At 37.4% G+C, this 18,262-nt stretch carries 20 protein-coding genes; 14 read left to right on the plus strand and 6 right to left on the minus strand.

Going from position 1 to position 18,262, the window contains the following annotated elements; genetic code table 11:
• Positions 1-149 precede the first annotated feature (149 nt).
• Entirely contained in the window at positions 150-926 is a 777-nt protein-coding gene (gene surE / locus Rain11_RS03215; protein WP_101357897.1) for a 5'/3'-nucleotidase SurE, read from the plus strand.
• 26 nt (positions 927-952) lie between these two features.
• On the opposite strand, the gene Rain11_RS03220 is transcribed toward surE, so the two are convergent.
• Genes Rain11_RS03220 through Rain11_RS03230 form a run of 3 tightly spaced genes read right to left on the minus strand, consistent with a single transcriptional unit; the run spans position 953 to position 2,377 of the window.
• On the minus strand, positions 953-1,570 hold the full coding sequence (locus Rain11_RS03220; RefSeq protein WP_101357898.1) for a histidine phosphatase family protein: 618 nt from the start codon (positions 1,568-1,570) through the stop codon (positions 953-955).
• A gap of 14 nt (positions 1,571-1,584) precedes the next feature.
• Positions 1,585-2,061 (minus strand): 6,7-dimethyl-8-ribityllumazine synthase, encoded by a 477-nt coding sequence (gene ribH / locus Rain11_RS03225; RefSeq protein ID WP_101357899.1) that lies wholly within the window; start codon positions 2,059-2,061, stop codon positions 1,585-1,587.
• A gap of 19 nt (positions 2,062-2,080) precedes the next feature.
• On the minus strand, positions 2,081-2,377 hold the full coding sequence (locus Rain11_RS03230) for a nucleotidyltransferase family protein (protein WP_101357900.1): 297 nt from the start codon (positions 2,375-2,377) through the stop codon (positions 2,081-2,083).
• A 138-nt stretch (positions 2,378-2,515) separates the two neighbouring features.
• On the opposite strand from Rain11_RS03230, the gene Rain11_RS03235 reads away from it, so the two are divergent.
• The 4 genes from Rain11_RS03235 to Rain11_RS03250 all read left to right on the plus strand — a co-directional run bounded on the left by Rain11_RS03235 (position 2,516) and on the right by Rain11_RS03250 (position 7,264).
• Positions 2,516-3,208, plus strand: coding sequence for an ATP-binding protein (locus Rain11_RS03235; protein WP_101357901.1), 693 nt, complete (start codon positions 2,516-2,518; stop codon positions 3,206-3,208).
• 79 nt (positions 3,209-3,287) lie between these two features.
• On the plus strand, positions 3,288-4,427 hold the full coding sequence (locus Rain11_RS03240; RefSeq protein WP_101357902.1) for a DUF4476 domain-containing protein: 1,140 nt from the start codon (positions 3,288-3,290) through the stop codon (positions 4,425-4,427).
• 111 nt (positions 4,428-4,538) lie between these two features.
• On the plus strand, positions 4,539-5,078 hold the full coding sequence (locus tag Rain11_RS03245; RefSeq protein ID WP_101357903.1) for a hypothetical protein: 540 nt from the start codon (positions 4,539-4,541) through the stop codon (positions 5,076-5,078).
• Between the two features lie 41 nt (positions 5,079-5,119).
• Complete coding sequence (locus Rain11_RS03250) at positions 5,120-7,264, plus strand: GAF domain-containing protein (protein WP_101357904.1); 2,145 nt, start codon at positions 5,120-5,122, stop codon at positions 7,262-7,264.
• Positions 7,265-7,308: 44 nt separating this feature from the next.
• Here Rain11_RS03250 and Rain11_RS03255 read toward each other — a convergent pair whose 3' ends face one another.
• Positions 7,309-7,581, minus strand: a complete 273-nt coding sequence (locus tag Rain11_RS03255) for a (2Fe-2S) ferredoxin domain-containing protein (RefSeq protein ID WP_101357905.1) — start codon at positions 7,579-7,581, stop codon at positions 7,309-7,311.
• 10 nt (positions 7,582-7,591) lie between these two features.
• Positions 7,592-7,963: a DUF6686 family protein gene (locus Rain11_RS03260; RefSeq protein ID WP_101357906.1), complete on the minus strand. Its 372-nt coding sequence runs from the start codon at positions 7,961-7,963 to the stop codon at positions 7,592-7,594.
• A gap of 129 nt (positions 7,964-8,092) precedes the next feature.
• Here Rain11_RS03260 and Rain11_RS03265 point away from each other — a divergent pair, with 129 nt between their 5' ends.
• The 3 genes from Rain11_RS03265 (at position 8,093) to rplT (ending at position 9,249) form a co-directional block, all read left to right on the plus strand.
• Positions 8,093-8,521 carry a PaaI family thioesterase gene (locus tag Rain11_RS03265; protein ID WP_101357907.1) on the plus strand — a complete coding sequence of 143 codons (429 nt, stop codon included), beginning with the start codon at positions 8,093-8,095 and terminating at the stop codon, positions 8,519-8,521.
• Between the two features lie 83 nt (positions 8,522-8,604).
• Positions 8,605-8,799, plus strand: a complete 195-nt coding sequence (rpmI, locus tag Rain11_RS03270) for a 50S ribosomal protein L35 (RefSeq protein WP_101357908.1) — start codon at positions 8,605-8,607, stop codon at positions 8,797-8,799.
• A 96-nt stretch (positions 8,800-8,895) separates the two neighbouring features.
• Complete coding sequence (gene rplT, locus Rain11_RS03275; RefSeq protein WP_101357909.1) at positions 8,896-9,249, plus strand: 50S ribosomal protein L20; 354 nt, start codon at positions 8,896-8,898, stop codon at positions 9,247-9,249.
• Positions 9,250-9,287: 38 nt separating this feature from the next.
• Here rplT and Rain11_RS03280 read toward each other — a convergent pair whose 3' ends face one another.
• Positions 9,288-11,249: a KUP/HAK/KT family potassium transporter gene (locus Rain11_RS03280; RefSeq protein ID WP_101357973.1), complete on the minus strand. Its 1,962-nt coding sequence runs from the start codon at positions 11,247-11,249 to the stop codon at positions 9,288-9,290.
• Between the two features lie 136 nt (positions 11,250-11,385).
• Here Rain11_RS03280 and Rain11_RS03285 point away from each other — a divergent pair, with 136 nt between their 5' ends.
• The 6 genes from Rain11_RS03285 (at position 11,386) to Rain11_RS03310 (ending at position 18,257) form a co-directional block, all read left to right on the plus strand.
• Positions 11,386-13,680 (plus strand): PAS domain-containing sensor histidine kinase, encoded by a 2,295-nt coding sequence (locus tag Rain11_RS03285; protein WP_101357910.1) that lies wholly within the window; start codon positions 11,386-11,388, stop codon positions 13,678-13,680.
• Between the two features lie 44 nt (positions 13,681-13,724).
• Positions 13,725-14,321 carry a Holliday junction branch migration protein RuvA gene (gene ruvA, locus Rain11_RS03290; RefSeq protein ID WP_101357911.1) on the plus strand — a complete coding sequence of 199 codons (597 nt, stop codon included), beginning with the start codon at positions 13,725-13,727 and terminating at the stop codon, positions 14,319-14,321.
• A 62-nt stretch (positions 14,322-14,383) separates the two neighbouring features.
• A complete protein-coding gene (locus Rain11_RS03295) occupies positions 14,384-16,216 on the plus strand; it encodes an MBOAT family O-acyltransferase (RefSeq protein WP_133121484.1) in 1,833 nt (610 codons plus the stop codon).
• A 128-nt stretch (positions 16,217-16,344) separates the two neighbouring features.
• On the plus strand, positions 16,345-16,581 hold the full coding sequence (locus tag Rain11_RS03300) for a hypothetical protein (RefSeq protein WP_101357913.1): 237 nt from the start codon (positions 16,345-16,347) through the stop codon (positions 16,579-16,581).
• Positions 16,582-16,585: 4 nt separating this feature from the next.
• Positions 16,586-16,813: a hypothetical protein gene (locus tag Rain11_RS03305; RefSeq protein WP_101357914.1), complete on the plus strand. Its 228-nt coding sequence runs from the start codon at positions 16,586-16,588 to the stop codon at positions 16,811-16,813.
• Between the two features lie 136 nt (positions 16,814-16,949).
• Entirely contained in the window at positions 16,950-18,257 is a 1,308-nt protein-coding gene (locus tag Rain11_RS03310) for a DUF1015 domain-containing protein (RefSeq protein WP_101357915.1), read from the plus strand.
• The last annotated feature ends 5 nt before the right edge of the window (positions 18,258-18,262 follow it).

Below are 18,262 nucleotides of genomic sequence, written 5' to 3' on the forward strand. Positions count from 1 at the left end.
GCTATAAGTATTTTTTTTATACCTCACAAAAAAACAATAAGGATTTTCTTAATGATGAAATCTTTCTTAATTTTGTTAAATTAAACGCCGTCAATATCCACTAATTCATAACTTGGCGGTCATATTGTAATATTTCAACTCAAAAAATAATGAAAACCAAACCTTTGATTTTGATTTCCAATGACGACGGCATTACTTCAAAAGGTATAAGAACACTGGTAGAACTAATGTCTGAACTGGGCGAAGTAGTGGTGGTAGCTCCTGATAAGCCCCAATCGGGAATGGGACACGCTATCACGGTAAATGAAAGCCTACGCCTGTACAAAACAGATGTTTTTGAGGATTTGGGCGTAGAGGCTTACGAGTGTTCAGGAACCCCCGCCGATTGTGTAAAACTTGCCAAGCATCACGTTCTCAAAGATAGAAAACCTGATTTGGTAGTAAGCGGTATCAATCACGGTAGCAATATTTCGGTGAATGTTTTGTATTCGGGTACGATGTCGGCGGCAATAGAAGCCGCCATAGAAGGACTTCCCGCCATAGGGTTTTCGCTCTGCGATTATGCCCACAATGCCGATTTTTCTCACATACGCGGGTATGTGAAGCGTATCGCCTCCGAAGCCTTACGGAATGGAATTCCCAAATACGTAGCCCTGAATGTAAATTTTCCTGCAATTATGCAAGGCGAAATCAAAGGCATTAAAATTTGCAGACAAGCTCGGGCTCGTTGGCAAGAAAATTTTGACGAACGCAAAGACCCTCACGGCAGGCTATACTATTGGCTTGTAGGCGATTTTATCAACGAAGACCCCGGACAAGATACCGATGTATGGGCTTTGGATAATGGCTATATTTCTATTGTCCCCTGCCGTTTTGATATGACCTGTTACGAGAGTTTTCCCGCTATTTCGCAATGGGAGTTGTGAAATTTTAGTGAAAGTATGAAATAAAATTAAGATTTGTTTTTCAAATGTTCAAGGCAATTGTGTCTGATAATCCGAAACATTGTGCCTGTATGTTGCAAATGATATAGCGAAAGATTGAAATGCTGAAAAATATCCATTTGCGAAAGCGGATAGCCCAGCCACCACGCTAAAAGAATACGCATTGCTCTGCCGTGTGAGCAGATAAGTACATTCTTTTCAGGACTTGCAAGCAAAATTTTAGTAAATTCCTCTTGCCTTCGGCGAACTTCTTCGGGGGTTTCGGCTTCGGCAATTGCTACATTCGTATTACCTGCACGCCACTGATGTATGTAATGCAGATATTCCTGATGTGCTTCTTGGCTGAAAGGTTTTCCTTCGTGTATGCCCCAACTGATTTCATCTAAACCTTCGTGTGCAAGACAAGCTATGCCTTTTTCTATAAAAGGTAAAACCGTTTGATAGCTTCTTTTGAGCGTAGAATGATATATTTTTTCAATGGGCAGATGCTGATATTTTTGAAAAAAGGCTTGAGCTTGTTTTCTACCAACATCGTTCAAATCAGCATCAATTCCTCTGCCTTGTACCATTCCCTTGCGATTGTAGTCGGTTTCTCCGTGCCGAATGAGATAAATGTTCTTAACCATAACTTGTCAAAACCTTAAAAATGTATCATCTTGATTGCCGTAATAGCGGCTTCTTCGCCTTTGTTGCCGTGTTTGCCCCCTGCTCTTTCAAGAGCCTGCTCCAAATTGTTGGTCGTAAGCACTCCAAAAATAACGGGCTTATTATGCTTCAAACCCACTTGCATAATGCCTTCGGCAACAGCCTGAGCAATAAAATCAAAATGCCTTGTTTCGCCTTGTATAATGCACCCAATCGCAATGACAGCATCAATATCGGCTCTTTGAGCAAGCCACTGCGAAGCCAATGGCAATTCAAAACTTCCTGCTACTCTTTTGATGACGATGTTTTCTGTTTTTGCACCATAATTTTGTAAAGTTTTGGTAGCACCGCTTAAAAGTGCCTCTGTAACTTCGCTATTCCACTCTGCTACAACTATCCCAAAACGCTTGTGGCTTACATCTGCCACATTTACTGGTGAATATTCGCTTAAATTTTTTAGGTGAGTTGCCATAATTATCCTTGACTATTTTTTAGTAGAGTTTCTGCTTGTTGCTATCAATATGATTTTTTAGAAGTGGGTTTCTAATGGCTCTTTCTTCCAATAAATCTATCTTTCGTTGTACAATCTCTTCAAGCATTTGTTTGAAAGAAAAATAAAGGTCTGTGTAACGGAAAGGGTCGTTTTCACTAAAATCAATCAAAAAATCAATATCAGAAGTATCATTGAAGTCTTCTCTCAAAACAGAACCAAACACATACAAAGACTTTACGTTATTTTGCTCACAAAGTTTTTGTATCTGTTTTATTTTTTCTTCTTTCAGTTTCATAAATAAGTTTTGTTGCAAAAATAATCATTCTTGCTAATAATTGAGCATTTTTCAAGGTAATTCAACAATAATTTTAGATTTTGATAACGTTTTTTCGGAAAAAAATGTTTTATTTGCAGGTAGCTAAATACAGCGGAAATGCAAACGGATTTAGCAACACTCCGCAAAATTGTCAAGCAAGGTGAAGGATTGAACGTAGAGTTCAAACTCAAAACCAAACACCCCGAAAAAATTGTTCGTGAGGTAGTTGCCTTTGCCAATACCGATGGAGGTATGCTCATTATTGGCGTAAGTGATGATAGGCAAATTATCGGTGCAAAATTCCCCGAAGAAGATGAGTACATCTTGAAAAAAGCCATTGCCGAATACTGCTTTCCTGAAATTTCTTATCAAATAGAACGCTTACCTCTTGATGAAGACTCCGAACGCGAAGTTTTATTGTTTCATATTCCTAAAAGCGAAAGCCTACCCCACCAGATTATCAAGGGCGAAGACAAAGGCAAAGTATATGTACGCGTGGGCGAACAAAGTATACAAGCCAGCAAAGAAATGCGTAGCTACCTGAAAGAGCGTAAAAAAAATAAAAATTACCGCTTTCATTATGGCGAAAAAGAACACAAACTAATGCAGTATTTGGCTTCGCACCCCATTATCACCGTAAAGCAATTTTCTAAAATAGCAGGGATTTCACCTCAAACCGCCTCTCGTACTTTGGTACTTCTTACACTTGCAAAAGTTCTGAAAGTCAATGCAAAAGAATGTGAAGATGAGTTTTCTTTGAGTGAGGATTTTGAGAAAATTACACAAAAAAATACCACTTTGGCAAGCTAATTGTCTTTGAAATATAAGCGTGTTATTCTTTTACTCACGCTGATTGTTTATCGTTTTCTAACTTAAGCCCCAAAATTGTATGAAAAAGTTTTTACTTACTCTAATGTCTTTTTTGAGCATTATGATTGTTTTGCAAGCTCAAAATCGTTGCTCTCGCCCGCTAGCAAATAGCCTGTTTCAACAACGCAAACAGCAAATAAGTGCAATTGGCAATGAAGCCCGCAAATTACAAGAGACAGTACGCTTTTCGCAAGATAATTGCCTTTCTGCTGAGCAAATTCGTGAGCTGATGTCTTTGTTTCGTGAAGAACAAAATCGCCTTGCTCTTGCCGAAAATGCTTATGCTACCGTCTTTGACCCCGAAAACTATTACGTAGTGTATGACGGCTTTACGAAATTTTCTTCGGTAGTGATTTTATATGATTTCATCAACAAAGGGGGAACGCCTATCAATATTTATCCTAATAATCCCACAAATCCCAACAATCCTACAAACCCTGTAAATCCTACTAATCCTAATAACCCCGATTTTACGGGTTATCCACTTTACAACTACCCTGACTATCAAAATTATTGGGGGACTAAAAATTGTTCTGCTCCTATCTCTGAGAGTGTGTTTCAGAACCTTGCTATGCGAGTACGCGGAGCTATGAATGAAAATATGCGTTTTAATGCCGTTCGGCAAGCTGTACAAAGCAATTGCTTGGCAGTTTCTCAACTGATGCGACTGGTTTCTTTGCTCAATAATGAAAACAATCGTTTAGAGGCAATGCGTCTTTCTTATCCCAACATTTATGATGTCGGAAATTTGCTCACCGCCTCACAAGTTTTTCAGAATCGTGTGAATTATCAGCAATGGGAAGCATTTTTACAGCAAAATCAAACAGGAAATCCTAACAACACTTTGCCCGGTACGCCCTGCGTGGTAAGTAACAACGAATATGCCAATATTGTGCAATCCATTCGCCGTGAAAACATATCCGATAACCGAATGAGAGTAGCTAAAAATATCACACGCAATTTCAATTGCTTTTCGGTAGAACAAGTACGAGGTATCGTAAAACTTTTTAATTTTGATGAGCAACGCCTTGAAATCGCTAAATATCTCTACGAATACACGTCTATTGAAGAACGCCGTCAATACTTTATGGTAGCCAATGAATTTTCGTTCAGTAGTACTCGCGAAGAGCTACAAGAGTTTATCAACTCACAAAGATAGATCATTAAATTTTATATTTTGTGCTTACGATTTTTTCTTTCGTAGGCATTTTTTTTTGAATTTTGTGACTAAAATCTTTGTTTTTACTTCTGAAAATCTTACATTTGAAAAATGAAACACAACACTCATTTCGACGCAAACAACGCTTTGAGCATCAAAAAGTATTTGAAAGAAAATAATTTGCGTTGGGTATATAACCCCAATGAAGAACAAGACGAGGAAACTGCTTACTTTTTTTTCATAGGCAAATATAAAGATAAAGAAGTTTTGTTTGATGTAGCCCTTATGCCTTTGCATTTGCATTATATGGCAGTTTTGGAAGAGAAAGCTGATGAAGAGGCTCAAAAAATATTTCCTGATTACAAAGGTTATGAAAGCCAACTTTCTGAAAAACGTTGGGAAGAAATCTGGGAATATAAAGCCGAAATTATTGCAGAATTAGAAGCCGAAGGCGAGCTAAAAGTACAAGAGTTTATTGAATATGATGACGAAGACTACGAAGCTGAAGATGCTTTTGTGCTGATGACCGTAGCCCTGAACCGAGATAAAATTGATAAAACTGAAATTGAAACTTTTATCAAAAACTACCAAGAAGGTTCTTTGCAATTGGATAAAAATTTGTATTCGTTTAGTTTAGAAGAGGAAGAGTAAGTTGCTTGGCTTTTATGTTTTGAAGTTAAAAAATTAGGTATATGAAAATATCTTTTCGTAGGGTTCAAACAAAAATTTTACTTTCCTTTTTACTTCTTATCACACTGGCAGGGGTAATTGGAGGGATTGCCTTTTTGTATCAAGGAAGTATCAATCGCTATCAAGCCTACAAAGACGATCTGAATGAATTAAGACACCTGATGGCTCAAATAGATGTTTTGCAGAAAGATTTTATTGTAGTAGATGCTCGCGATGAGGTTTTTATGGGAAGCGGTAAAAGTAAAAATATCACGCTCATTGAAACCAATATCAGAGAAAGTAAAAAACTACTTGCCCGCCTCAACGAAAACCCTACTACCAAAGAGTTTAATCTTAACCAAAAAATTCAAGCCCTTACCGAAGCTCGTGAAAAATACAATCGCCTTTTTGAATTGCTCCGTAAAAGAATTAGAGAAAGAGGGTTCAAAAGTTTTGGTATGGAGGGCAGAATGAGAGATTATGTGCATTTCTTAGAAAAAGTTGATGTAGATAAGGAGCTTGTTTTGCAACTCCGAAGGCACGAAAAAGACTTTTTCTTGCGTAAAGATTTAGATTACAAAACTAAACTCCACCAAACTGCCGATAAACTCAAACGTAAAATCGTAGATAGCCCCCTTGATGATAAACGCAAGGAGACTTTTATGGAATATATCGCCGACTATGAAAAAATGTTTGATTTGATTGTAGAAATAGAGCAAGAAATCGGTTTTGATAGCAAAAAAGGGTTGCGTGGGGAACTTGCCAAAATCTATGAACAAATCAATAACGAAGTACAATCGCTTTTTGAGGTAATTTCATTCTATGTTGAAGGGCTCATTTTCAGAGCTCGCCTCATTGTAATTGCCGCTCTCATCATTATGCTTGTTACAGGCGGATTTTTTGCGGTGTATTTCTCTTTTAGTATTTCACAACCTATTATTGTACTGGATAGAGTTGCCAAATCTGTTGTAAAAGGTTTGCGTAGCCAAGACGAGTTTTTAGACAGAATAACCACCGATGACGAAGTAGGCGACCTTGCCAAAAACTTCAAAATTATGCTTCAAAAATTGCGAACCAGTATTCAAGAAGCAGAACAACGCAACGAACAACTCCAAGAATTTATCAGTCAAGAAAAGCAACGCAGTTGGGAAAATGAAGGTTTTGCAGTGTTCGGCGAAATTTTGAAAAACAACAACGACAATATCGTTAAGCAATCTTATGAAATTATCACCGAACTCACCAAACGTACTAATTCCGTACAAGGAGGTTTGTTTATTGTAAGCGGTAGCGATGAAGCTCCCTACTTAGAACTTACTGCCGCTTATGCTTATGATAGACAAAAATACCTCAAAAAACGAATCAATTTTGGTGAAGGACTTATCGGTGAAACTTGGCGTGAAGGAGATACCAAACTAATTACTGATATTCCCGAAGATTACACTTTCATCAAATCGGGTACTGGAATTCTGAAACCTACGGCTATTCTGATTGTACCCATTAAAACCGATGAAAAAATTGAAGGTGTTTTGGAACTTGCCTCTATGCAAGTCTATGAACAATACGTCATTGACTTCATTGAACGTCTTTCTCGCCGTATTGCTACCAATATTGCCGCTGTAAAAGCCAACGAGAAAAACCTCAAACTCCTTGCAGAAGCCCAAGATTTCAATAAGCAAATTGAAGAAAAAGAATTAGAATTGCAAAGACGTGTAAAAGAGTACGATACTTGGATGCAAGAATTTGAAGCCAAATTGAACAATGTTTCCGAAGAATCGGCTATTTTTCAAATGATTTTAGGTAAAATCTATGATGGTATTATTATCACAGACGAAAAATTTACCATTCTGAAAGTAAATACCTTTATTTTGCGAAAGTTTCGCTATAAACGAAGTCAATTAGAAGGGCAATCCGTAGATGTACTCATAGAAGCCGATTACAAAAATATCATTGACCTCAAAGACCGCAAGTTCCAACTCAATTACAAGGTTCTCAACAAGCGTACCACAGGAAAAATCATTGACCAATTCGGAAACCAAACTTTGGTGCAAATGGTGGCAGGAAAATTGGAAGTAGAACGCAAAATCTTTTACGTTTTCCTATTCAATGAACTTTCGCAAGAAGACGTTGCTATGTTCAATAAAGGAGATAGTTTCCTTTCTCAAAATTGATAAGCAAAAAGAGCTTTTTCTCTCTGCAAAGCTCTTTTTGCTTTTTATAGCTTAATTTCAAATAAATCTTGAATATTTTTTTGCCACTCTTTTTCAGAAAAATCAATGAGCCAACGATTTTGAGGCTGAAAGCAAACCACAGGAGCAAATTTGCATCGCCCTGTACAATCTGTTTTCAAAATTTCTACCTGATGATGCAAATGGCTCTTTTTCAAGGCATCTTTCAAGTCTTTGTAATAGTCTTTGTTATATTTTCGGCATTTACTTCCCATACACATACAAACTACTTGGGAAGGTAATTCATATTTTTTGCTCATTCTTAATCTTTTAAGCAATAGAACAATTTTCCGTTTCAAAAGCACTGATAGCAAGTTCGTGCAAGAGGCTATTGAGTTCCAAAAAAGCCTTTGCCCCTGCAAGCAAATCTTTCAAATAATATACTTCACAAACTTCTAACTGATAGATTTGGTCATTTTGGGGTAAATAGATAATTTCTACATCAAAAGCTCTTTCTATGCGTTCCAGCATTACATTTAGGTTGATTTGAGCAATCACTCGTCCAAAATCTTTGAATTGCTGGAATGTGAAAAAAGTAGTTGTTCCGCCAAACTCAACAATAAATTTATGAGTATTTTCGCACTGATAAATAACTCCTTTTTTATTGCGATACAACTCTACCCACGAGGCTTTGCTTTTCATTTTTACAAAAATTTTAACAAAGTTAAAGGTTATTTAGAAAAAATCCAAATAAAAACAGATGATTTTTGTAATAAATTTTTGTAAAGTGTGATATTTTGCTACCTTTGCAGGTTAATAAATACAAAGGCTATGAACCCAATATTACAGACACTCCAAAGTTTTATCAATCAACCTATTCCTGATTTTGCCCCGCCTGTGCTCAAATGGATAAATGGAACGCTTAAACACATAGAGGAAGGTTCTGCTGAAATGCACATTTTGGTACGTGAAGATATGTGTAACCCATTAGGGCTTCTTCACGGAGGCGTGCAAGCACTCATTCTGGACGAAGTAATCGGTATGACGGTAGCGGCAATGGAAAAGCCTTATCCTTCGGTTTCTATCAATTTGTCAGTAGATTTTATCGGCAAAGCCCAAAAAGGCGATACCATTGTGGCTAAGGCTGTTGCTATTCGTAAGGGAAGACAAATTATTCAGATGAAAGGAGAAATTCTACACCCCAACGGCACACTCATTGCTCAAGCTACTTCCAATATGCTCAACCTTTTACCAAAATAATCTTGCATAGATTTTTGGGTAAAATAAAAAATTTTACTAACTTTGCCCCCTCAAAATTTCTGTTCAACTAAACTTGTACGAAAATGCCCAAAGTAAAGACCAATTCGGGTGCGAAAAAGCGTTTTCGCATCACAGGCACTGGTAAAGTTCGTCGCAAGCACGCTTACAAAAATCACATTCTTACCAAAAAAGAAACCAAACAGAAGCGTCGTTTGTCGCATTTTACCCTTGTTTCAGATGCCGATATGCCCCGTGTGAAGGCACTTTTGAATCTTTAATTCACACAAAATTTTATTTGGTTCTATGGTTTCACCCGATTTTTTGGCTAAAAGTTTGCTTTTGCAACGCCAAAAATCAAAAAACAACAAAAAATTATGCCACGTTCAGTTAATGTAGTAGCCTCTCGTGCTAAAAGAAAAAAAATGATGAAGTTTGCCAAAGGTTTTTTTGGCAGACGTAAAAACGTTTGGACAATTGCCAAAAACGCCGTAGAAAGAGCTTGGCAATATGCCTACCGCGATAGAAAACAACGTAAAAGAGATTTCCGCCGCCTTTGGATAGCTCGTATCAATGCGGGAGTTCGCCAATACGGACTTTCTTACTCGCGTTTTATGGGTATGTACAACAAGGCAGGTTTAGCAATGAACAGAAAAGTACTTGCTGATTTGGCAATGAACCACCCCGAAGCCTTCAAAGCAGTAGTGGATAAAGTAAAACAATCAGCATAGAAAACATCAAGCCTCTGATACAAACAGAGGCTTTGTTTTTACTGCACACGTGTTAGCGTTATATCACGAATCGGGTTAATTACCAGTGGCACTTTTTCAATGGTTACAAGGCTGGTATCCAAGCCAAACCATTTTTCAGGAGAGGCAGTCCAGTTCTTTATGGCAATATCGGTATTTAGAATAAATTGCTCCATAAAGGGCAAATCATTATCCGAAGAAAGCACTTCTTCCAAAATAACAAAGCGAAAATCACCAATTACATTTCTACCTTTGAGTGAATGATAACGACTGCGAACATCTATTTCGCCATTTCGCACCATATCCTGAATAACTAATCGCAAAAACAAACTCACTTTTTGTTCTACACGGAAACCTAAACGAAATTCCACTTTCACTAAATCATTATCGGCAATAATTTTCGCTCTATACTCCATTGTATAAGGCTCGTCGGTTACTTCAATATGCACAAACCAGTAAATATCGGCACGTTTGGGCTGTTTTTGTAAAATGGAATAAATAATTTTCTGTTCCACTTTGTCATCGCTTCGCATCGTACTTAAAAAAACAAGATGCGTAGCATATTTAGGTACGCTGATGTCTTTACTCAATTCTTTGATTTGTTCCAAGTAATCTGTAATTTTTACATATTCGGTAAGTCTTCGCTTAATTTCAACAGCTTGGCTACGCACCCACATTACAAATAAAATTGCAGAAGCTATCACAAATGTAACGTACCCTCCGTGAGCAAATTTGATAAGGTTTGTAAAACAAAAAGATAGTTCAATAGAAGCGTAAATCAGCACAAAAATTACTATCCCCCATAAAGGTACCCGCCTCAATTGTAAAAAATACAAAAGCAAAATGGTTGTCATCAGCATAGTAGTAGTCACTGCAAGTCCATAGGCGGCTTCCATTGCCGCCGACTCCTTGAAAAACCATACCACCCCTGTACAACCCAAATAAAGTATGGTATTGACACTGGGTATGTACAACTGCCCTTTGAACTTGGAAGGATAATTAATTTTTAATTTGGGGAAAAGATTGAGCCGAATAGCCTCGCTGACAAGCGTGAATGAACCTGAAATAAGGGCTTGACTGGCAATAATTGCCGCCAAAGTAGCAATAATTACGCCTGTAATCACAAACCATTCGGGCATTATGCCATAAAAAGGATTGATACCACTTTTGATTTTAGGTAGTGATATAAGCCAAGCTCCTTGTCCAAAATAATTCAGCAAAAGCATTGTCTTCACAAAGCCCCAACTCACTCTCACATTCCCTCTACCACAATGCCCCAAATCCGAATATAATGCCTCTGCCCCCGTGGTACAGAGAAAAACAGCTCCAAGTAACCAAAAACCATTCGGCATTTGGGTAAGCATTTGATAAGCGTAGTACGGATTGATAGCTTTCAGGATTTCAGGATAACGTACAATCTGAAAAATTCCTAAAATCCCCAGCATACTGAACCACACCAGCATAATAGGTCCAAAGCTCTTGCCCACAAAGGATGTCCCGAAACGTTGCAAAAAGAAAATAAACGTGATTATCAGCGTAGCAAGCACCAAGATATGCGTTTGTTTTATATCAGGATTGATTTGCCTCAAACCCTCAATCGCCGAAACTACTGAAATAGGCGGTGTGATAATCCCATCGGCAAGAAGCATAGAACCGCCAATCATAGCTACCACTACCAACCACTTTGCACGTCTGCGTACTAGTGTATAAAGCGAAAAAATACCCCCTTCACCTTTATTATCGGCTCGTAAGGTAATTACTACGTATTTGAGTGTGGTTTGCATCGTAAGCGTCCAGAAAACTGCCGAAACTGCACCAAAGATGAAATCCTTGTTAGCCACTCCTCCGTTTTTTTCAATCGTACTAATTACCGCCGACATCACATAGAGCGGTGAAGTACCAATATCGCCAAAAATAATTCCTAACGTAACTAACGCCCCTGCCACCGAAAATTTGTGCAAATCTTTTTGGTCGTGTCCCATAATTGAATTTTTACGATTGTTTTTCAAAAAATTTGTATTTTAGTGCCAAATTAAAGGCTTTTTTGGCATATTTTGAAAAAATATTTCAAAAAACACTAAACGCCTGTTTCATAATACATAAACAAACTTTGCTATTATGCTTTCTGATGCAGAACAAATGCTTACAATATTGGGCGATACCTGTGCAGGAATAATCATTGATGAAAAAGGATTTCTTTTGCAAGCCAATGCGGTAGCTCAACGAATTTTTCAACTATCAAGCAAACACTTGAAGCAGTTTAGTTTTCTAAAAAATTGCTTAAATGAGTCTTTGGTAGAAAACCTACCCACAAAAACTTGGACAGGCGACTTGAGCTACAAAGTTTCTGAAAAGCCTTTTTTTACGCAAATTATTCCCTTTACAGAGTCTAAACAATGGCTTTGGGCAATATATCCGCAAATTTCGGAAACAGGAAGCTACATCGCTCCTAAACTGCAAAAAGCACTGCAAGAAATCAGCGAAGGTGTTTTATTTGTTGATATTGAAAGTGGCAGTATTTTACAAGCCAATAACTCTGCTTTGAAATATTTGCGTTACAACAATTTAGAAGAAATTCGTACCAAAAAATTTACAGAAATTGAAAATGACCTTATCCAACAAAAAAGTTCTAATGCTTGGAAGCGTTTCCTGATTGAAATAAAACAGCGTAACCCCGAACCCTACGAGATGATTTCGCTTTTTCAACAAAAAGATGGCTCTACCATCCCTGTAAAAGCGGAAGTTTTTTATGACGAAAACGATGGAGAGGCTTATGTGTGTGTAGTTTTTCGGGATATTAGCAGTCAGGATAAGTTCGTGGAGGAGCTATTGGACAGCCAAAATAAGAAATTCCAGCTACTCATAGAAAATTTAGAAGACTCTGTTCTTTTGCTAGATGAAGCCGCTACCATTTTATATGCCTCGCCTGCGGCTCATAAAAGTTGGGGCTTTCAGAGTAATGAACTACACGGCGAAAATTTTTTTGATTTAGTTCATCCTTACGATTCTTCACTGGCTCAAAAAATCTTTTTTGAAGTCATCAATACACGCCGAAAGCTATTTCGCACCACTTTTCGCATTGTGTTCAAAGATGGCTCTGCCCATTGGATGGAAATAAAAGCCAAAAATCTGCTTCGCGAACCTACTATCAATGCTGTTTTGGTCATTATTCATAATGTAACGCAACAAACCCTTGCCGAAGAGAAAATCATTCAAGCTCTTGAAAATGAAAAACGCCTCAATGAAGAACTTGCCAAACGCGAGGAACGCCTGAAAAACACTCTGGAACTGGTACGCCAAAAAGAAAACGAACTCAAAAAAGCTAACCAAGTTCTGGAAGATGCTCAAACTTTTGCCAAAATGGGGTCTTGGTATATCAATACCAAAACAGGCGAAATTTTTTGGTCAAGACAAACTTTTATTTCCTTCGGAATGAACCCCGATACCGACAAAGCCCCTAATGGCAGGCTGGAGCTTAAAACCCTCATACACCCAGATGATAGAACTAAACTCGCCGAACATTTTGATAAAATTGTCGCAGGAGAAATTGATAACTACGAGTTAGAACTTCGCCAATATCAGAAAAACCAAGATAGTTACAAATGGTTTCTTACCAAAGCACAGGCTATCAAAGAAAATGGCGAATTGATAGGAGTTTCGGGCATTACACTGGATATTCACGAAAGAAAAATTGCAGAAGAAAAAATTCGTCAGGCGAATGAGGAGCTAAGCAAAGCCAATTCGGAGTTGGATAGATTTGTGTATAGTGTTTCTCACGATTTAAGAGCCCCTATCTCTTCACTTTTGGGGCTTATCCAACTTGCCCGTATGACCGACAATATGTCCCAAATTCAAGAGTATTTAGGTTTGCAAGAAAAAAGTATCCGCCGATTGGATAACTTTATCAAAGATATTTTAGACTACTCTCGGAATGCTCGTTTGGATATTCAACCAGAACTTATTAACTTTCAAGAACTTATTGAAAATTGTTTTGAACAATATAACTATATGGAAAACTCCAAACGTATTTCAAAACTCATTGAAATCAAGGGAAAAATGCCCTTTTATTCCGATAAAAGCCGTTTGAATATTGTTTTCAATAATCTGCTTTCCAATGCTATCAAATATGCCAATATGCGTCAGCAAGAGCCTTTCATTGATGTAAAAGTAGAAGTTACACGCAAACAAGCCAAAGTAATTATACAAGATAACGGCATAGGTATTCATAAAGACCACTTAGATAAGGTATTCAATATGTTCTACCGAGCCAATGATATGCTGGCAGGCTCAGGTTTAGGCTTGTACATCGTGAAAGAAGCTATCAACAAATTAGGCGGTGAAATCTCTTTGGAGTCAGAACTTGGTAAAGGGACAAGGATACATTTTGTTGTTCCGAATTTGGCAAAAAGTTAGCCCTCCGTTGGTTTTTTTATCTTGTTAAACCAAACTATAAAGCAATGTTCGCTTACGTACGTGGAATACTCACACACAAAGAGCATACTCACGCCATTGTTGAAACCGCAGGCGTGGGATATTTTATTAGAATTTCTTTACATACTTACAGCCTACTTGGTGAAGTAGAAAAAGAAGCCTTTTTACATACGCATTTGCAGGTGCAAGAAAATGCTCACAATCTTTTTGGCTTTGCAGAACTTTCTGAAAAAAAATTATTTTTAGAACTTATCAATATTTCAGGCATTGGTGCCAACACTGCTTTGGTAATGCTCTCTTCGGCAACTCCTACCGAAATTCAGCAAGCTATTGCCAATGAAGATATTAAAACCCTACAAGCAATTAAGGGTATAGGGGCTAAAACAGCTCAAAGAGTTATTTTGGAGCTTAAAGACAAAATGAAAAAAGAGTTTTTGGCAGAAAGCGGAAAAACCACCCAACCCGTACCTTTTTACAGGTCTGTAAAGGAAGAAGCTGTTACGGCACTTGTCGTTTTAGGGCTTGCTCGCAATATTGCCGAAAAAAACGTCGAAGCAATTCTCAAACTTAAAGACGGGAATGCTACGGTGGAAGAGGTCATCAAATTAGCTCTAAAAATGTAATCCAAAACAATTTTGAACGCCAAAGATTATTTTGTTACTTTTGTTGAATAAAATTTATATTCTTGAATTTACAAGACTTTTTCAACTTTTTCACCTACAATACTGCCACGCCTTGGGACTTTCTACAAGAAAGCTTTTGGATTGCTTTTGGCTTGCTTTTTCTGCTATTTTCTATCACTTACCAAAAGATTGCTCTGCGAAATTTTATTTTGCTCATATTTAGTCTTTTCTTTTACTACAAATCTAGTGGTTTTTACTTTTGGCTTCTTGTTTTCAGCACTATCACAGATTTTTATTTCGCTATTTGGATTGAAAAAACCCAAAAACGCTTTCTTAAAAAAACTTTTTTATTTTTGAGCGTAATTTGCAATTTGGGGATTTTAGCCTATTACAAGTATGCCTACTTGCTGACTAATTTCTTGAACAGGCTTTTGGGAACACATTGGCTTGCCAAAGATTATTTGGCTGAGCTCACAAACACACTTACAGGCTCAAATTTTGATGTTAGCCAGATATTTTTACCCGTAGGAATTTCTTTTTACGTGTTTCAGACTTTGAGCTATACAATAGACGTGTATAGAGGCAAAATTTCTGCCACACGAAATTTGCAAGATTTTGCACTTTTTGTGAGCTTTTTTCCTCAACTTGTAGCAGGTCCCATAGTACGAGCTACCGAATTTTTACCCCAAATTCAAAATCCTTATGAGGTAGAAAAGAAAGAGGTTAGTCAGGCTTTATGGCTTATTTTGGCAGGAATGACCAAAAAAATCCTCGCCGATTACATCAGTGTAAATTGGGTGAGCCGAACTTTTGAAAACCCCTACACTTATTCAGGCTTTGAACATCTGATAGGCGTATATGGCTTTGCTATACAAATTTACTTTGACTTTTCAGGTTATACCGATATTGCAATAGGATTGGCTTTACTTTTGGGTTTTCGTTTGCCATTAAATTTTCTTAAACCCTATCATAGTATCAATATCACAGAATTTTGGCGACGTTGGCACATTTCGCTATCTTCTTGGCTTCGTGATTATTTGTATATCTCTTTGGGTGGTAATCGTAGAGCTTCATTTTTTACTTATCTTATGCTGTGGGTGGGGATAGCCATTGCACTGCTTCTGGACGGATTAGAGCCAGCCTCACTTTTTTTTGGAGGTTTGAGTGCTATTTTTTGGCTTTTTTGGATTCGCAAGTTCAAAGATTTTTGGGGATATGCGGGTTTGCATATTTTAGTAATTTGGGCGGGCTTTCTTTACACCCAACAAGCCTTCATTAGTTTTTTTAGCATTATATTTGTGTTTTTGATGTGGCTTTCTGCTATTTGGAGCAGTAACCGAAGGCTCACGTTAAGTACCGATGCTAATCTGATGCTCACAATGCTTTTGGGAGGGCTTTGGCACGGAGCGGATCTGCGGTTTATAGTATGGGGAGCTATGCACGGCTTGGCTTTGGGAGTACATAAATCTTGGATACCTATTTCCGAAAAATTTAGCCTGAAAAAAAGTAAACTTTGGAACTTTATTTCGCTAATTCTTACATTTCATTTTGTTTGTTTGACTTGGGTATTTTTTAGAGCAAATCCTATTGAAGTAGGTAATGGCAAAGTGATTTCTGCCTTTGAGGTGGCTCAGATTATACTATTCAAAATCACCAAGCAATTTGCTTGGGAAAGTATTTGGGAAATTGTTGTAGCATACCAAAATGTCCTCGGTATGATGTTTTTAGCTTATTTTCTGTACTTTTTGCCCCCAAAATGGAAACTTTTTTTACAAGAAAAATTCACACAAACTCCCGATTGGGCAAAAGCTACGCTTATTTCTTTGTGGATAATATTTTTTTATTACCAAGTACGCTCTTTGCAAAATCAGCCATTTATCTATTTTCAATTCTGAAATTTCGCCGAGAAAATTACAAGTTTCACCGAGAAAATTGATAAAAATCAGCAAGTAAGGCTTGCTTTTTACAAATAAATCCTTTACATTTGAAATGTCTTTTGTTAAATCTCAAAAATGCTACTGCTATGAAAGTGTCTGCATTAAAACTGAAATCTTGGAGCGAAGAAGTAATTTCGCCACTTGCTTGGCAAAGAATTATTTTGAAGGCTTTGCCTACGCTCAAAGAAATGGGCTTTGAGCTAAATGCCCTGATGAATCCGTCTGAAACGCTTATACTTTCAGAGAAGGCTTTTGAAGTAATTGATGCAGTTGTAAAAGAATTGTATCAGACTGAAATTTTACCCGAACTTGTAACCGCTTAATACAATGAATGCTCTCAAAATTAAAGAATGGTGCGATGCCAACATTACACCTATGGCTTGGCAAAGAATAGTAATGAAAAATTTAGACCTCTTCAAAGCCAAAGGATGGGGACTGGCAGAAGCCAATAACCCCAATGCAGGAATGATGTTGGATACCGCAATGATAGATGCCATCAAAAACTCTATCAAAGAAATGTATCAAATGGAACTTCCCGAAAGCGTACTCGCTTAATGATACATTCCATAAGCATAATTGAGTTATAATATTTAAGTATCACAGGAAGCGTTTTCAAGAAAATGCTTCCTTTTTTGCTTTATATTTGAGGATACATTTTTCTTTTTTGTATTTTTGCCCAAAAACTTACAAAATGGCTGAAATTATACCTTTTAGGGCTTGGCGATATGCTCCTCATTTACCTATTGATGAACTCACTTCTCCCCTTTTTGATGTAGTTTCTGAAAAGCAAATCAAAGCTCTGTATGCCCAAGAGTATAATAGTATTCATCTTTCTGTACCTGCAATGGGGGTGAGTTATCAAGAAATCGCTGATTTACAAGAAAAATGGAAAAAAGAAGGTGTACTTCGCCAAGATGAATTGCCCGCCATATACGTGTATTACCAATATTTTTCTTTGCCCAACTCCAATAAAACTTTTTGCCGTAAAGGTTTTATTGCAATGGTACGCATTTACGAATGGAATGAAAATCAGATTTTAAGACACGAAAACATACTCCCTCATTCTGTCAATGACCGCATAGAACTACTACGAGCTACTCAAATGAATATCGCTCCTACTCACGGACTTTATACTGATACATTGCACCAACTTGAGCCTTTTATGGACGAAAGTATGCTCGCTCCTATCTACGAAACCGAAGATTATCAGGGGGTTAGAGATGTATTAAGCATCATTCAAGATGCCCGAATAATTGCCAAATTTCAGGAAGTAATTGCTCAATCTAAAATTATCCTTGCCGATGGGCATCATCGTTATACGAGTTCTTTGGAATACGCCAAAGAAATGCGTAAGAAAAATCCTCATCACACGGGCAAGGAAATCTACAACTACCACCTGATGTATTTTACCAATACCGAAAGTGATGATTTGAAAATCTTGCCTACTCACCGATTAGTACAAGATTTGCCTAATTTCAATGAACAGAACCTTATTGATAAACTACACCAATATTTTGATATAAAGCCTGTCATTGAACCCGAAACTTTGGAAGAAGTGATTGCGGGCAAAACTTGGACTTTTGGCTTGGTTACACAAAATCTTTCTTGCAAAATTCGCCTCCGTGCCGAAGTTTTAGACCAAATGACTTGGCATTTTCCCGAAGTGGTGAAACGTTTAGATTTAACCATTTTACACTATTTTGTGCTTTACAAAGTTTTGGGCATCAGCAAAGAAGAACAACAACAAGGCAAGTATCTTTCTTTTGTTCGGAATTTTCACGAGTGTTTGGAAAAAGTTGAACATCAAAAAGCCCAAATTGCTCTCATCACACAAGGCGTAAGCATTGAAGAGGTAAAAAAAGTATGCGAAAGCGGTTATACAATGCCTCAAAAATCTACATATTTTTACCCAAAAGTAGTGTGTGGTTTTGTATTTGCAAGCATTACCGAAAGCGAAAATGCCACTATGGCGGATAAATTTTTCAGAAAAACCTCTTAAAACTT

Source organism: Raineya orbicola, assembly GCF_002843425.1.
In the GTDB taxonomy this organism is placed as follows: domain Bacteria; phylum Bacteroidota; class Bacteroidia; order Cytophagales; family Thermonemataceae; genus Raineya; species Raineya orbicola.

Bases quoted from the DNA above. Each gene is read 5' to 3' on its own strand.
- surE (WP_101357897.1), top strand. From the start codon at position 150: ATGAAAACCAAACCTTTGATTTTGATTTCCAATGACGACGGCATTACT.
- Rain11_RS03220 (WP_101357898.1), bottom strand. From the start codon at position 1,570: ATGGTTAAGAACATTTATCTCATTCGGCACGGAGAAACCGACTACAAT.
- ribH (WP_101357899.1), bottom strand. From the start codon at position 2,061: ATGGCAACTCACCTAAAAAATTTAAGCGAATATTCACCAGTAAATGTG.
- Rain11_RS03230 (WP_101357900.1), bottom strand. From the start codon at position 2,377: ATGAAACTGAAAGAAGAAAAAATAAAACAGATACAAAAACTTTGTGAG.
- Rain11_RS03235 (WP_101357901.1), top strand. From the start codon at position 2,516: ATGCAAACGGATTTAGCAACACTCCGCAAAATTGTCAAGCAAGGTGAA.
- Rain11_RS03240 (WP_101357902.1), top strand. From the start codon at position 3,288: ATGAAAAAGTTTTTACTTACTCTAATGTCTTTTTTGAGCATTATGATT.
- Rain11_RS03245 (WP_101357903.1), top strand. From the start codon at position 4,539: ATGAAACACAACACTCATTTCGACGCAAACAACGCTTTGAGCATCAAA.
- Rain11_RS03250 (WP_101357904.1), top strand. From the start codon at position 5,120: ATGAAAATATCTTTTCGTAGGGTTCAAACAAAAATTTTACTTTCCTTT.
- Rain11_RS03255 (WP_101357905.1), bottom strand. From the start codon at position 7,581: ATGAGCAAAAAATATGAATTACCTTCCCAAGTAGTTTGTATGTGTATG.
- Rain11_RS03260 (WP_101357906.1), bottom strand. From the start codon at position 7,963: ATGAAAAGCAAAGCCTCGTGGGTAGAGTTGTATCGCAATAAAAAAGGA.
- Rain11_RS03265 (WP_101357907.1), top strand. From the start codon at position 8,093: ATGAACCCAATATTACAGACACTCCAAAGTTTTATCAATCAACCTATT.
- rpmI (WP_101357908.1), top strand. From the start codon at position 8,605: ATGCCCAAAGTAAAGACCAATTCGGGTGCGAAAAAGCGTTTTCGCATC.
- rplT (WP_101357909.1), top strand. From the start codon at position 8,896: ATGCCACGTTCAGTTAATGTAGTAGCCTCTCGTGCTAAAAGAAAAAAA.
- Rain11_RS03280 (WP_101357973.1), bottom strand. From the start codon at position 11,249: ATGGGACACGACCAAAAAGATTTGCACAAATTTTCGGTGGCAGGGGCG.
- Rain11_RS03285 (WP_101357910.1), top strand. From the start codon at position 11,386: ATGCTTTCTGATGCAGAACAAATGCTTACAATATTGGGCGATACCTGT.
- ruvA (WP_101357911.1), top strand. From the start codon at position 13,725: ATGTTCGCTTACGTACGTGGAATACTCACACACAAAGAGCATACTCAC.
- Rain11_RS03300 (WP_101357913.1), top strand. From the start codon at position 16,345: ATGAAAGTGTCTGCATTAAAACTGAAATCTTGGAGCGAAGAAGTAATT.
- Rain11_RS03305 (WP_101357914.1), top strand. From the start codon at position 16,586: ATGAATGCTCTCAAAATTAAAGAATGGTGCGATGCCAACATTACACCT.
- Rain11_RS03310 (WP_101357915.1), top strand. From the start codon at position 16,950: ATGGCTGAAATTATACCTTTTAGGGCTTGGCGATATGCTCCTCATTTA.